Source organism: Zavarzinia sp. (assembly GCF_049306435.1).
Classification (GTDB): Bacteria; Pseudomonadota; Alphaproteobacteria; order Zavarziniales; family Zavarziniaceae; genus Zavarzinia.
The window spans coordinates 1-12,901 of the sequence record NZ_JBAQRT010000324.1 but is presented as its reverse complement, the minus strand read 5'-3'; the positions used below and the strand labels follow the sequence as shown (position 1 = coordinate 12,901).

General features: G+C 66.5%; 12 protein-coding genes and 3 tRNA genes. 7 read left to right on the top strand and 8 right to left on the bottom strand.

All coding sequences use genetic code 11. The features are described 5' to 3' along the window. On the top strand, positions 1-516 hold a 516-nt coding region (locus tag WAZ62_RS18790; protein WP_422645066.1), incomplete at its 5' end, for an ATP-binding protein. A 12-nt stretch (positions 517-528) separates the two neighbouring features. Here WAZ62_RS18790 and WAZ62_RS18785 read toward each other — a convergent pair. Both WAZ62_RS18785 and WAZ62_RS18780 read right to left on the bottom strand, forming a co-directional pair. Next, positions 529-966 (bottom strand): VOC family protein, encoded by a 438-nt coding sequence (locus WAZ62_RS18785; protein ID WP_422645065.1) that lies wholly within the window; start codon positions 964-966, stop codon positions 529-531. 26 nt (positions 967-992) lie between these two features. Next, positions 993-1,751: an enoyl-CoA hydratase/isomerase family protein gene (locus WAZ62_RS18780; RefSeq protein ID WP_422645064.1), complete on the bottom strand. Its 759-nt coding sequence runs from the start codon at positions 1,749-1,751 to the stop codon at positions 993-995. A gap of 113 nt (positions 1,752-1,864) precedes the next feature. Here WAZ62_RS18780 and WAZ62_RS18775 point away from each other — a divergent pair. Together WAZ62_RS18775 and WAZ62_RS18770 are read left to right on the top strand one after the other, a co-directional pair. Then, positions 1,865-1,939, top strand: a tRNA-Thr gene (locus WAZ62_RS18775). A 133-nt stretch (positions 1,940-2,072) separates the two neighbouring features. Beyond that, the gene (locus WAZ62_RS18770) at positions 2,073-2,699 is read left to right on the top strand and encodes an SOS response-associated peptidase (RefSeq protein WP_422645063.1); all 627 of its coding nucleotides are present in this window, start codon (positions 2,073-2,075) and stop codon (positions 2,697-2,699) included. Between the two features lie 65 nt (positions 2,700-2,764). Here WAZ62_RS18770 and WAZ62_RS18765 read toward each other — a convergent pair whose 3' ends face one another. Continuing rightward, positions 2,765-4,243 (bottom strand): cytochrome P450, encoded by a 1,479-nt coding sequence (locus WAZ62_RS18765; protein ID WP_422645062.1) that lies wholly within the window; start codon positions 4,241-4,243, stop codon positions 2,765-2,767. A gap of 166 nt (positions 4,244-4,409) precedes the next feature. Between WAZ62_RS18765 and WAZ62_RS18760 the strand changes: the two genes are divergently transcribed. Beyond that, complete coding sequence (locus WAZ62_RS18760; protein ID WP_422645061.1) at positions 4,410-5,243, top strand: SDR family oxidoreductase; 834 nt, start codon at positions 4,410-4,412, stop codon at positions 5,241-5,243. Between the two features lie 2 nt (positions 5,244-5,245). On the opposite strand, the gene WAZ62_RS18755 is transcribed toward WAZ62_RS18760, so the two are convergent. Next, positions 5,246-7,924, bottom strand: a complete 2,679-nt coding sequence (locus WAZ62_RS18755; RefSeq protein ID WP_422645060.1) for a LuxR C-terminal-related transcriptional regulator — start codon at positions 7,922-7,924, stop codon at positions 5,246-5,248. 196 nt (positions 7,925-8,120) lie between these two features. Further along, positions 8,121-9,233, bottom strand: coding sequence for a Fic family protein (locus tag WAZ62_RS18750; RefSeq protein ID WP_422645059.1), 1,113 nt, complete (start codon positions 9,231-9,233; stop codon positions 8,121-8,123). Positions 9,234-9,409: 176 nt separating this feature from the next. Here WAZ62_RS18750 and WAZ62_RS18745 point away from each other — a divergent pair, with 176 nt between their 5' ends. Beyond that, the gene (locus tag WAZ62_RS18745) at positions 9,410-9,721 is read left to right on the top strand and encodes a hypothetical protein (protein WP_422645058.1); all 312 of its coding nucleotides are present in this window, start codon (positions 9,410-9,412) and stop codon (positions 9,719-9,721) included. 517 nt (positions 9,722-10,238) lie between these two features. On the opposite strand, the gene WAZ62_RS18740 is transcribed toward WAZ62_RS18745, so the two are convergent. After that, a complete protein-coding gene (locus WAZ62_RS18740; RefSeq protein WP_422645057.1) occupies positions 10,239-11,297 on the bottom strand; it encodes a hypothetical protein in 1,059 nt (352 codons plus the stop codon). Positions 11,298-11,437: 140 nt separating this feature from the next. On the opposite strand from WAZ62_RS18740, the gene WAZ62_RS18735 reads away from it, so the two are divergent. Then, positions 11,438-11,932: a hypothetical protein gene (locus WAZ62_RS18735; RefSeq protein ID WP_422645056.1), complete on the top strand. Its 495-nt coding sequence runs from the start codon at positions 11,438-11,440 to the stop codon at positions 11,930-11,932. Between the two features lie 82 nt (positions 11,933-12,014). Here WAZ62_RS18735 and WAZ62_RS18730 read toward each other — a convergent pair. Further along, a tRNA-Gly gene (locus WAZ62_RS18730) sits at positions 12,015-12,089 on the bottom strand. A gap of 47 nt (positions 12,090-12,136) precedes the next feature. Further along, positions 12,137-12,211, bottom strand: a tRNA-Gly gene (locus WAZ62_RS18725). A 127-nt stretch (positions 12,212-12,338) separates the two neighbouring features. On the opposite strand from WAZ62_RS18725, the gene WAZ62_RS18720 reads away from it, so the two are divergent. Continuing rightward, a complete protein-coding gene (locus tag WAZ62_RS18720; protein ID WP_422645055.1) occupies positions 12,339-12,875 on the top strand; it encodes a prolyl-tRNA synthetase associated domain-containing protein in 537 nt (178 codons plus the stop codon). Positions 12,876-12,901: the final 26 nt, after the last annotated feature.

Genomic DNA, 12,901 nt, shown 5'->3' with positions numbered 1-12,901 from the left:
CAGCAGGCCGGCGCGCGCCTGCTTCGGCTCGCCGGGGATGCCCTGCTGGCCCATGGCGCCGCCGCCCTGCTGGCGGAAGCCCTGGACCGCCTGCGGAAAGAGGAGGACGAGGACAGTCTCCTCGCCCGGATCGGCGCCCGTTTCGCGCGTCTCACCGGCGGCGCCTATCAGGGCGTGACGGCCGACGAGGATGATGCCGGCCGGCCCCACCTGCTGATGATCGAGGCCGACGGGGTGACGGCCAAGCGGGTGGAGGAATTGTCGGAAGGCGGGCGCGACCAGCTCTATCTCGCGCTGCGTCTCGTCATGATCGAGGATTACGCGGGCAGGGGCCCGGCCCTGCCCTTCATCGCCGATGATCTGCTGCAAACCTCGGACGAGACCCGCAGCCGCCTCATCCTGGAGGCGCTGACGGACCTGTCGCATCACACCCAGGTGATCGTGCTCAGCCACCACGAGCAGGTGGCGCGCATCGCCGAAGGGCTCGGCGACGCGGTCCGGCTCATTCGCCTGTAATCGCCGGGACGATCACCAGACGCCGGTGCTGGGCATGGATTTCCACGGCTCGGCCGGGGGCAGCGGCGCGCCCTTCTGCAGAAGCTCGACCGAAATCAGGTCGGGCGAGCGGACGAAGGCCATCCAGCCGTCGCGCGGCGGCCGGTTGATGGTGATGCCCGCCGCCTGCAGCTTCGCGCAGGTCGCGTAGATATCGTCGACCTCGAAGGCGAGGTGGCCGAAATTGCGCGCCGTGCCGTAATCTTCCGTATCCCAGTTGTAGGTCAGCTCGACCAGCGGCGCATCGGTGGCGCCCGCATCGGCATCGACCGGCGCGGCGAGATAGACGAGCGTGAACCGCCCGCCCTCGCTCTCCATCCGGCGCACCTCGCGGAGGCCAAGATGGGTGCAGAAGAAAGTCATCGCGGCGTCGAGGTCGCGCACGCGGATCATCGTGTGCAGAAAACGCATGTCATTCTCCTGTGGAATCTCGGGGATCAGAAGCCGCGGAAGACGGACTTGCGCTTCTCGGCGAAGGCTTTCAGCCCTTCCTGGAGGTCATCCGAGGACCAGCAGGCGGAAATCCGCTCGGCCGCCGCCGTCTCGTCGAGATCGCCCCGGGCGATGCCGTTCAGGGTCTGCTTCATGCCCTGCACCGCGAGGGGCGCGAGGCCGAGGATACGCTCGGCCAGCGCATCCACTTCGGCGGCGAGGGCGTCCCTGGCGACGATCTTGTCGAGGAAACCGATCTCGACCAGTTGCTGCCCGGCGAATTCCTCGACCGAAAGCACGAGGCGCTTGGCGACATTGAGGCCCAGCCGCTCGACGAGGCGCGACAGGCCCAGCACCGGATAATGGATGCCGAGTCGGGCCGGCGGCACGAACATCTTCATGCCCTCGACCCCGATGCGGAAATCGGCGACCAGCGCGATCTCGACCGCGCCGCCGAAAATGCCGCCGTTCAGCGCGGCGATCACCGGGATCTTCAGGCTTTCCAGCTGGTTGACGAAAGCCTCCAGCGCGCCTTCGCGCTGCTCGCCCGAGGTCAGATCGTTGATCGAGACCCCGGAACAGAAACTCTTCGACGTGCCGCCCGAAAGGATCAGCAGGCGGATCGAGGGATCGGCCGCGATCGCGGTGAGATGGGCGCCGAAACGCTCGAGGTCGGCCCGCTCCAGCGCATTGTGGCGCTCCGGCCGGTTCAGGGTGATGGTGGCGCGCGCGCCTTCGACGTGGAGGAGGACGGTATCGGTCATGGCCGGCACCCTACAAGACCGCGTGCGGCGCAGCAACCGGCGCGCGCGCAAAGCAGGGCTTGCGAAGCCCCCTCATCTTGGCTATTAGAAGCGCCTTCGATGGCCCCCGGCCTGCCGGCGTAGCTCAGGGGTAGAGCAACTGATTCGTAATCAGTAGGTCCGCGGTTCAATTCCGCGCGCCGGCACCAGCGCCAAGCCATTGATTTCAAAGAGAAATTTACGCCTTGCCGGGCCGTTCGGAACGGAACGCAACGGGAACTGTTAGACTTTCCCGCAGCAAACCGTTCAACTCTTGTTGCCTGACCGTTCCTCGGAGAGGCCATGTGCGGTCGCTATACCTATCGGCTGAATTGGCGGGACATCCACAGGCTCTACAGCCTGACGATCGACGCGCCGCCGTCGAACCTGCAACCCCGCTACAATGTCGCGCCGACCCAGGTCGTGCCCATCGTGCGGGCGGATCGCGAACTGGCGTGGAGCCGCTGGGGCATGATCCCGCTCTGGGTCCGCGACCTCGGCGACATCCGTATCACGACGATCAACGCCAGGGCCGAGGGGCTGGAGCAGTCTCGCCTCTATCACGGGCCGTGGCATCAGGCGCGCTGTCTCGTGCCAGCGTCGGGCTGGTACGAATGGCACACGGTCGGCCGCTCGAAACAACCGCATCTCATTCAGCGCCCGGGGGCGGAAACGATCAGCTTCGCCGGCCTGTGGTCGCTCTGGCGCTCGCCCGAGGGGCACGAGATCGTCTCGCACACGATCGTCGTCACCGACGCCGCGCCCGCCCTTCGCCACATCCACGACCGGATGCCGGTGATCGTCCGGCCGGAAGATCACGACGAATGGCTGACCGCGCCCGAGCCGCCGGCGCATCTGCTGCGCGCCGACCCCGGCCCCTGGGAGGACGTGCCGGTCGCCCCCCCGCGTCGGCCGCGTGGCCGAGGATGACGAGGGGCTGATCCAGCCCCTTCGCCGCCTGATCTGAGGGCGGGCGCGACCCCGCCCTTCCGGTCTCAAGGCTCGTAAGGCACGAAATCGCTCTTCGCCGTGCCGCAGGCCGGGCAATACCAGTCGTCCGGCAGGTCGGCGAAGCGGGTTCCCGGCGGGATGCCGGCATCGGGGATGCCGGCGGCCTCGTCATAGATCTCGCCGCAGGTCGCGCATTGCCACAGCTTGTAGGTCTCCTCCGACATGGCCGCGCTCAAGCCGTCATCTCGAAGCGGATCGGCACGCGCTTCGGCCCGCAGACGAATTCGGACTGGGCCATCTCGCCTTCGCCCGCCATCTCGATATGCTTCAGGCGGGGAATGACTTCCTCCCAGAAGCAGCGCATCTCGAGCCGCGCCAGATGCTGGCCGAGACAGATGCTGGCCGAGACAGATGTGGGAGCCGTAGCCAAAGCCGATGTGGCGGTTGGGCGTGCGTTCGGGATTGAACACCATCGGATCCTCGAAGGCATCCTCGTCCCGGTTGCCCGAGATATAGGACAGATACAGGAGGTCGCCCTTCTTAATCTGACGGCCGCGCAGCACATAGTCCTCCTTGGCGGAGCGGACGAACTGCTGCACCGGCGAGGCCCAGCGGATCGATTCCTCGACGAAACCGGCGATCAGCTTCGGATTGTCCTGCAGCTTCTTCAGGAGCCCGGGCGTCTCCGCCAGTTTCCACATCGAGGTGGCGGTCGTCGCCGAGGTGGTGTCATGCCCGGCGGTCGAGGCGATGACGAAATAGGAGATCATCGCCCGGTCTTCCATCGGGCAGCCGTTGGCGATGACCGAGGCGATGTCGCCGCGCGGGCAGCCGCGCCGGTCCGCGATCACCTTGTCGTAATATTCCTTGAACTCGGCATAGACGATGTCCCAGGTCCGGATGATCTCGCCCGGATCGGTCGGGTCGGAGCCCGGACGCTTCAGGTCGGGATCGGCATAGGTGAACAGCCACTGCGTCAGGCGCAGCATCTTGGCGTGGTCTTCCTCGGGCACGCCGATGATGCTCAGCACCACCTCGAGCGGATAGTGGAAGGCGACGTCCCAGGCGAAGTCGCACTGCGGCGCCAGGGCGGCCAGCCGGTCGGCGTAGCGCTTCGCCATCTCGCGCACCTTGGGCTCCAGCGCCGCGATCGACTGCGGCATGAAATGCGGCGCGGTGACGTTGCGGTAATCCGTGTGCTCGGGCTCGTCCATATGCACGAGGGTGCGGAAGATATGCGGCAGGCCGCCGGTATAGTCCCGCATCAGCTGTTCGGCATATTGCGAGGCCAGGGTCTTCGAGCGCTCGGCGTTCAGGAAGATCTTGTCCTGACGCGTAATCTCCCGGATATCGTCATATTTGGTGACGATCCAGTGCGGATCGAACCCCGGCACTTCCGCCACCGACAGCGGATAATCGCGGCGCAGCGTCTGGAAGATGTCCTGGATGCGCTCGCGGCTGCCGAAGGTCGCGGGCGAGAAGATGGGGGCGACGAGATCGACCGGAATCGTGGTGGTTTCCATGATTTCCTCCTCATTTTTCTGTGCTTGGGATGCGCGGCATCCACCGGCATGAACCCTATCGCCCCGGGAAATCGCCTCACTGTCCGAAAGGATAGTTCTCGGCCGTGCCTTCTCCGCTAGGGATCGGGCAAGGGGCGGCACGGCCCCGCCAACGACGGGAGGACCCATGATCACCGACCATTTCAACCCGGGCCTGCTCGAGGGCCGCACCGCCTTCATCACCGGCGGCGGCAGCGGCGTGAACCTCGCCATCGGCAAGGCTTTCGCGGCGCTGGGCGCGAGGATCGGGATCTGCGGCCGAACGCGGGAGCGGCTCGAAAGCGGCCGGATCGCCCTCGAGGCGCTGGGCGCCGAGGTCTTCACCGCGGTCGCGGATGTCCGCGACGCCGACGCGGTCCAGGCCGCCCTCGATGCCTGCCGCCTCGCTCTCGGCCCCGTCGATATTCTGGTCTGCGGCGCGGCCGGCAATTTCGTCGCCCCGGCGGAAGCGATCAGCGCCAAGGGCTTCCGCACCGTCGTCGAGATCGACCTGCTCGGCACGTTCCACGCGACCCGGGCCGCCTTTCCGCAACTGCGCGAGACGAAGGGCAACATCCTGTTCGTTTCGGGCGGACAGTCCTTCGTGCCCTTCGCCTTCCAGGCCCATGTCGGCGCCGCCAAGGCGGGGATCGACAATCTGATGCGGAACCTGGCGCTCGAATGGGGTCGCTACGGCATCCGCTGCAACAGCATCGTGCCTGGCCCGGTGAAGGATACCGAAGGCATGAAGCGCCTGGGCGGACCGGAGGACCCGGACCTGTGGCGCGAAATGACGCCGCTCGGCCGCATGGCGGAACAGGAGGAAATCGGCCAGGCCGCCGCCTTCCTGGTCTCGCCACTGGCGAGCTATATCAGCGGCGCCGGGCTCCGCGTCGACGGCGGACAGAACCTGACCGGTTCCACCCTGTTCAACGCCGCGATCGCCCGCGCGCTGGCGGCGGGGCCCGGGGATCCCGCCTAACCCTATTGCAGCATGCCCATCGAGCGGGCCTTGGCGACCGCCGCCGTCCGCGTCCGCACGTCGAGCTTGTCGAAGATATTCCGCAGGTGCCATTTCACCGTCGGCAGCGACACGAACAGACGCTCGGTGATCTGGCCATTGGTCAGGCCCTGGGACACCATGGCGAGGACGCGGTATTCCTTCTTGCTGAGGCTGGCGCGGGCCGCCACCTCGCCGGACAATGCCCCGTCCTCGTCGTCGTCATCGGGGGCGGCGGCCGGGGTTCCGGCCAATCGCGCGACCAGTGCGACCGCTTCGGCCGGCAGGCTGTCCCGGATCGAGCCGACATGCTGCGCGATCGCCGGGGCGAAGGGGCGCAGGATCGCCTCATGGTCGAGAATGCTGCGCGCGAGGCCCAGCGACGCCGCCTTTTCCACGGCTTCGATGAGGGTGCGGAGGGCGAATGTCGTCTCGCCATCGGCATGATGGGCCGCCGCCTTCACGCAGCAGGCCTGGACCCACAGGCGAAGGCGACCGCTGGCCCTGGTCGCGGCGACGATCGGCAGGACATCGGCGATCGCCCGCCGGGCATGGCCCGAGACCAGATTCTGCTTGGCGTTCAGCAGGCGTTGACGCTCGGCGAGTTCGGGCGTGTCCGCCGCCGCCTCGCCGGGATCGCCGCCATCGGCGATGTCGAGGCCGCGCCGGACGACGGGACTGAGATCGAGGATGATCTCGTTCCTGATGAGATGAAGCATCTTCAGCGCGGGTGCCCCGAAGCGCCGGATCGACAGGGGTTCCATGTCGCGCAACAGGTCGAGCGCGGCCCCCGGCCCCTTGTCGATCAGGGCGAGACGCGCCGCGACCCGCCAGCCGCACAGGGCGACGTCGATATTGCCGTGCTGGGCGATGCTCGGCAGGCTGCGCCGGATCAGCAGCCGCGCCTGGTCGAGCTGGCCGCGCTCGTAACAGGCATCGGCCAGCACCAGTTCGGCCGAGGCCCGCATCAGCTCCGACGGCTGATTGCGGGCCAGCATGTCCTCGATTTCCTTGCAGGCCGCCTCGGGCCGGCCCTGAAACAGGAAAAACAGGGCGGAGAGTGTCGTGACCCAGCCAAGGCCGTAACTGGTATTGGCCCGGGCGATTTCCCGCCGCGCGAGGTCGAGGGATTTCAGCGCGCCCGCCATGTCGAGCTGGGTGCGCTGGCACAGCGCCATCGCCACCGCGACCGTCGCCCGGTCGAAGGGCGTCTCGGCCGCGCCGCCCTCCAGCCAGTCCCGGCCGAGCATCAGGGCATCGCCATGGCGATAGGTGAAATAGGCGATCAGGAACCGCAAAAGGCCGAGCTGGCGCCCCTGCGGGTCCTGCCGCCGCAAGGTCTCGAAATGGGCGTCCATGATCTGGCCGGCCCGGTCGTAATCGCCCGAGAACAGCGCCGCCCAGACCATCCAGAAGGCGATCCTCGGCCAGGTCGGGTCCGCCGGCGGCAGGCGCTCGGCGCAGCTCAGGAAACGGGCGGTCTCGCCCCGGCGGGTCAGCAGCTCGGGGGCACAGGCCTCCAGCCACGCCGCCGCCAGATCGCCCGCGCCGGCCCGGAAGGCATAGTCGATCGCCTCGATCCAGTCGCCCTTGCCATGGTGCCACAGCGCCGCCCGGCTCAAGGACTGGGCGACCAGCGCGGGGTCCTGCCGCAGGGCCTGCATGACCAGGAAATCGCGGAACAGCGCATGCAGCCGGACCTGCGTGCCCTGGCGGTCCAGCCGCATGACGAAGAGATTGCGCTCCTGCATGTCGTGGAAATGGTCCCGCGCCGCGCCATCGCCGGTGACCGCTTCCGACAATTCAGCGGTGATATTGTCGAGAGGTCCGACGCGAAGGAGAAAATCGCGCAAGGGCGGCGGCAGGGTGCGGAAGACTTCCTCGTTCAGGAACTGGCCGATATCCTGATCGGCGCCGGAGAATTCCTCCGCCAGCTGGCGCAGGCTGGTGCCGGCGGCGACCAGCAGGCGGACCAGTTGCAGCCCGGCCGCCCAGCCTTCGGTGCGCCGGATCACCCGCTCGACCGCATCTGCGTCGGCCCGGCAATCATGGCCGATCAGCCGCCGCGCCTCCTCGGGCGAAAAGGCGAGGTCGCCGGCATCGAATTCGCCGACGAGGCCGCGCAGCCGCAGATGCCCGAGGGCGAGCCGGACCCCGCGCCGCGTGCCGATGACCGCATGGACCAGGCCCCTGCCCTCGCGGATCAGGACATCGAGGGCATGCGCCGTTTCCTCGCTGTCGCAAAGGTGGAAATTGTCGATGAAGAGCACGATGCGCCGGCCCCGGGCGACGATGGCATCGACCAGCCCCTTGGGATCATGGGCCGACAGCAGGGCCTCGATCGTCGTCCGATCGCCCCCCATCCCGTCGTCGCGACCGCGCCCGTCGTCGCGACAATGGGCGACCGCCTGTTCCAGCATCGAGACGAAACGCCCCGCCTCGGCGTCGAAATGATCGCAGCCGAACCAGGCCGCCTCGCCCCCTCGCCCGCGCCAGGCGTCCAGGACCTGCGCCATCAGGGCCGACTTCCCGCTGCCCGTGGGCGCCGTCACCAAGGTCACCGTATTGCCGGCGATACTGGCGCAGATCGCCTCGATCAGCCGGCCGCGCGGGACGAGCTCGAGATTGAATGTCGGCGGACTGAATTTCTCATGCCTGCCCATGGCTCCCTCCCAGGAGATCCCGCGGGCTCCGATCTGCGCCGGGCGCCGCCTTGTCCTTGATCCCGGCCCGGCCGGAACACGACACCATCCGCCGCGCCCCCGCCCCGGCCCCTGACCGAAAGTATAGTTTGGTGGGAAATCGGGCGAGTGGGGATTTGGGCGGGGTGGGCGCAATACCCGCATAGGGGCCGACGCGTCAGGCCGGCAAGGGATCCGTGCCGCGATCGAGCAAGGCCAGATAGTCCGAATAGGCGTAGATACGGCCACGTTGCCGCCCCGTGGTCTCGCGCACGACATCGATTCTGGCGAGATTTTCCAGCGCCGTGCTGGCGGTCGGGAAAGAGATGGCGAGCTTTTCGGCGACAGTCTGGATGGTCATGATCGGGCTGGCCTGCATCAATTCATGGACTCGAAGCGCGGACACGGCCGCGCGGCCGAGGCCAGCGATCCGCTGCCGGTGAGCGTCGAACATGGCGATCAGATCGCGTGCCGTCGCGGTGGCTTGTTCAGCGGTCTCCGCGACGCCGGTCAGGAAAAACTCCATCCAGGTCTCCCATGTCCCGGCCTGGCGGACTTCCTGCAAGAGCCGGTAATAGTCGTCGCGCCGGGATTTCAGGAACAGGCTGAGATAGAGGATCGGCTCGCGCATCACCCCCGCCTCGCACAGGATCAGCGTGATGAGCAGCCGGCCCAGACGCCCGTTGCCGTCGAGAAAAGGGTGGATCGTCTCGAACTGGACGTGAGCCAGGCCCGCCCGGATGAGCGGGGGCAAAGCCGCATCCTCGCTGTGCAGGAAACGCTCGAGCGCGTCCAGGCATTCGTCCAGCCGGTTCGGCGGCGGCGGCACGAACAGGGCGTTGCCGGGCCGGGTTCCGCCGATCCATTTCTGCGAGCGGCGAAACTCGCCCGGTTGCTTGGCGGCGCCCCGTCCCGACTTGAGCAGGATGGCGTGCATTTCGCGGATCAGCCGGAGCGACAGGGGAAATCCACCCCGCATCCGGGAGACGCCGTGCTCGATCGCCGCGACGTAATTCGAAACCTCGGTCACATCGTCGAGCAGGGCCGCCGACGCTTCGTTATTTTCGAAGAGCAGCAGATCCGACAACGACGATTGCGTCCCCTCGATCTGCGAGGACAGGAGGGCTTCCTTGCGGACGTACATGTAGAGGAACAAGGGCGTCGAGGGCAGGATCGTCGTCATGCCATCGAGCCGCCCGACCGCGGCGATGGCGCGTTCGTAGACCCGCATGAACCGTGCGAGTTCGAGCGGCGGCATCGGCGGCAATGGCGCGGGCATATAGGCGCGCACCCGCTCGCCTCCCGCGCTCGTTTCGACATAGGCCCCGAGCCTTTGGTTCGCCCCGTCCGCCACGCGCGATCCTTTCATTAGCCTTTTCATTATTAAAACATATCGCCATATACCTTAATAGAGGACCGAGCGAATTCAAGGCTGCCGGCATACGGGCGTCTACACGGAAAGGGGCCTTGGACCGCGATAGGGGACAGACGCGGCCGAAGTTCGGAAGTCGTGGCCACTGGATGTGCACCGAGCCGCCATTCCTCTCCGGGCTCGATCCGGCGATGCACTCGACGCTGCGCGCCCGCGCCCGCCGCGCGGCGGGCAAGCCGCAGCGCGACGACGCATTCCGCCTGTGTATCCTGTGTATGTTGTCCGTGCGCGGCCGGTTCGACCCACCCCAATGGGCCTTGCGGCGGCTGGCACCCGGCGACTTGGCCGAATGCCGCGCCGCTCTGGCGGCAGACTGGGAGAAACATCAGCATGAGAGGAAACCATGATGCGCTCAACACGACCCCCACGCTATTCGCCTCCACGCCAGACGAAAGCCATCCAGGGGCCGGGAACAGCTCCGCCGCGCCCCGTAGGCAAGGCAGGCCACACGCCCGCGAAGGGCAGCAGTTCGCGGCCGCCCAAATGAGCGAGCCAAGGATTGCCGAGCTGCGGCTCACCCCTAAGCGTCTGTCCCCTGGGCAGTCCTTCGGGCGGGCATGACGCAGGCAGAGGCCCGCGCAGCGCTGGGTCCCGGCCCCAGCCGAGAGCTGCTCGAACGGGTGCGTTGGGGACAGATCGTGTTCCAGCCGCCGATACAGTTGAACGGCCGCGACGAGCGCGAGGTGCGGGCCAAGAGGACAAAACCGGCCCAACCCCGCAAGCCCGTCAAGTATGTCAACCAAGTCGATGCGGCTCCGCAGCCCTGCCTGTGTTGTCGGCAGCCTTTTGCGAGCAGCGGGCCGGGCAATCGGATGTGCGACCGGTGCCGCACCCGAAACGTGAGCCCCTACGCGCTCTGACCCTTCACTTGCCTTGGGAAGCTTCGATGGCGGGAGGCGGCGCAGGGATCTTGAGGGCCCCCTGGAGGTAGGCAGCTGCCAACCCCGCAATGACCGTCGCCACAATGCCGATCCCCCACGACGCCACCCTGGGCCATGCCTTGCCGAACCAGCCCTTCTTTTTCTCGCGCAGGTAGATCGCTGCATAGGGCACGTAACGGGAGTGCAGCGCGTTGACCCCGAAGATCAAGGCCAGAACAACCCCCATCAAAATCGCCCGATCCTTCAAACCGCTCAGGCTTGGTAGGAATACAATGGCGGCCAGCAGCATCACCTGGTTGATGCCGATCCCCCACCGCTTGAAGTTCGTGATGTAGGTGCGCTCGTACCGTTTCAGGTCGCGCTTCAATGTCTCAAGCTGTCCGAGAACCCACGCTTCGTTCGCCCCCTGCGTCATGGCCGTGTTCACCTGGGGGCCAAATTCTATGGAGACGACCTGGTTCGATCCTGAGCCATCGGGCTTTTGGGCGAATATCTTGATGATCTCTGCCCGATCCACGGTGAATTGGAGCTGCTTGAAGTCCTCAAGGTAGCGGGCTTGTTCGGTGCCTGCGACCACGGTGACAATGACGCTGGGAAACTCCCGCCGAATGCTTCCTGCAATTTCCGTGATCTGGTCCTTATCAATCTCAATCGCGCCAAAATTGTGCCGGGCCGTGTGAAATTGCTCTGCCCTCTGCACGTCGGTCGGCTGTTCGCCGCCCGTGTGCGGGAGTAGCGTGAAGGTGCCCGCCGAGCCGATGGTGGTCTGCCAATCGCCGTGGATTTCGCCCTTGGCGTTCATCGTGCCAGTGACGGTGAGCCGCCCAAACTCGACGCCCTCAATTTCCGCTTCGGGCTGACCGGTCAGGGTGAGTGTGGGTGCATCAAAGGTGCCCCGCACCGCGTAAACCGCAATGCCAACGCCTTCCTCATTCATTCGTAGGGTACCGGTCAGCGCCGCATCTTCACCTTCCAAGGTGACGAATACATTGCCGATGTTTGTGCCCCAAGCGCGGCCAGCCCATCTTTTCGTCAGCGCCATAAATCCCCCCGAGCATCGGCTTAGACAACATGCCACAATACGAACAGGCGGGAAGGCTGAATAAACCCCAAGTATCAGCCCCCCCCCTCCTGCGACCGTCCGTCTCGCCTTGGGGCGGCCTTGTCTGCTAGGCTCGCGCGATGCGCGACGCTGACCTGAAAGACTTCACTGCCTTCCTGCATGAGTTCCAGTCCGAAACCGACCGGGGAGCCGCGCTAGTCGGCGCTGCCCTGATCGACCGGAAGCTGGCGGACACGCTGCGCGCGTTCTTCGTCACCGGTAAGACAGCCGGGGAGCTGCTGGACGGCGGCACTGCCCCCCTGGGGACCTTCTCGGCGCGCATCAAGGCGGCTCACGCCTTGGGCCTGATCGACGCCTTCGAGCTCTGCGAGTGCAACCTGATTCGGAAGATTAGGAACGAGTTCGCCCATAGCGTTCACGGGCTGGCCTTTGCCGACCCGACCATCACTGGCCTCTGCGACAAGCTGCAGTCCGACCTACCAGGCGGCCGGGCAGCCTTTGCCGGGAAGCCGCGCGGGGTGTTCATCAATGCGATCGTGCTAACCGTAATGCGCCTCACCTACCGCGCCGAGTGGGTGGCGAAGGAGCAGCGGACCACGAAAAGCTGGCCTTAGGCCTTCAGCAAATCTGCTCCCCTGGGCGCTCCTCTGATGAGGAGCCCGAAGGCCTCAAAACGCTGCTAAGTTATTGAAAATCTGGAGCGGGCGAAGGGATTCGAACCCTCGACCCCAACCTTGGCAAGGTTGTGCTCTACCCCTGAGCTACGCCCGCTCTGGCGTTTGTCCGGCGGCCTGAAATCGCAGTTTCCCTTGGGAAACTGGAGCGGGCGAAGGGATTCGAACCCTCGACCCCAACCTTGGCAAGGTTGTGCTCTACCCCTGAGCTACGCCCGCTCTGGCGTCGGACGACGTAATCTGCGGCATTCCAAAGGCCGCTGATCGCGTCGAGGCCGGCACTATACGCAGGCGCCCGATCTTTGCAAGCATGTTTTTCGGCGCCGTCCGGCGCTAGAAAGGAGCCATGCCGCTGACCGATTCCGAACTCCTCGCCCGTCTCGATGCCCTCGGCATCGCACATCGCACCCACGACCACGCGCCCGCCCATACCGTCGAGGAAGCGCAGGGCTTGCGCGGCGCCTTGCCCGGCGGCCATGCCAAGAACCTGTTCCTGAAGGACAGGAAGGGCGGTTTCTGGCTGGTGGTCGCCGAAGAGAATACCCGTGTCGACCTGACGGCGCTGGAGAAATTCCTGCAGGTGCCGCGCCTGTCCTTCGGCCCGGCGGAGATGATGATCGCGTTGCTGGGCGTTTCCCCCGGCTCGGTCACGCCGCTCGCCCTCGCCAACGAATCGGCGGCGCCGGTCCGCCTCGTCCTCGACGAGGGGTTGATGGCTTTCGACCCGCTGCATTTCCACCCTCTGCGCAACGACCGCACAACGGCCCTCGCCCGCGCCGATTTCCTGCGCTTCCTCGAAGCGGCCGGGCATCCTCCCGTGATGGCCGATCTCGCGGGCCTTGCCGCGGCCCGGGCGGCCGCGCGGGCCGCGGCGCGGGGCTGATCACCCCTTGCGCACACCGGCACCCC

Bases quoted from the DNA above. Each gene is read 5' to 3' on its own strand.
- WAZ62_RS18740 (WP_422645057.1), bottom strand. From the start codon at position 11,297: ATGGCGCTGACGAAAAGATGGGCTGGCCGCGCTTGGGGCACAAACATC.
- WAZ62_RS18755 (WP_422645060.1), bottom strand. From the start codon at position 7,924: ATGGGCAGGCATGAGAAATTCAGTCCGCCGACATTCAATCTCGAGCTC.
- WAZ62_RS18785 (WP_422645065.1), bottom strand. From the start codon at position 966: ATGCGTTTTCTGCACACGATGATCCGCGTGCGCGACCTCGACGCCGCG.
- WAZ62_RS18735 (WP_422645056.1), top strand. From the start codon at position 11,438: ATGCGCGACGCTGACCTGAAAGACTTCACTGCCTTCCTGCATGAGTTC.
- WAZ62_RS18770 (WP_422645063.1), top strand. From the start codon at position 2,073: ATGTGCGGTCGCTATACCTATCGGCTGAATTGGCGGGACATCCACAGG.
- WAZ62_RS18765 (WP_422645062.1), bottom strand. From the start codon at position 4,243: ATGGAAACCACCACGATTCCGGTCGATCTCGTCGCCCCCATCTTCTCG.
- WAZ62_RS18720 (WP_422645055.1), top strand. From the start codon at position 12,339: ATGCCGCTGACCGATTCCGAACTCCTCGCCCGTCTCGATGCCCTCGGC.
- WAZ62_RS18760 (WP_422645061.1), top strand. From the start codon at position 4,410: ATGATCACCGACCATTTCAACCCGGGCCTGCTCGAGGGCCGCACCGCC.
- WAZ62_RS18780 (WP_422645064.1), bottom strand. From the start codon at position 1,751: ATGACCGATACCGTCCTCCTCCACGTCGAAGGCGCGCGCGCCACCATC.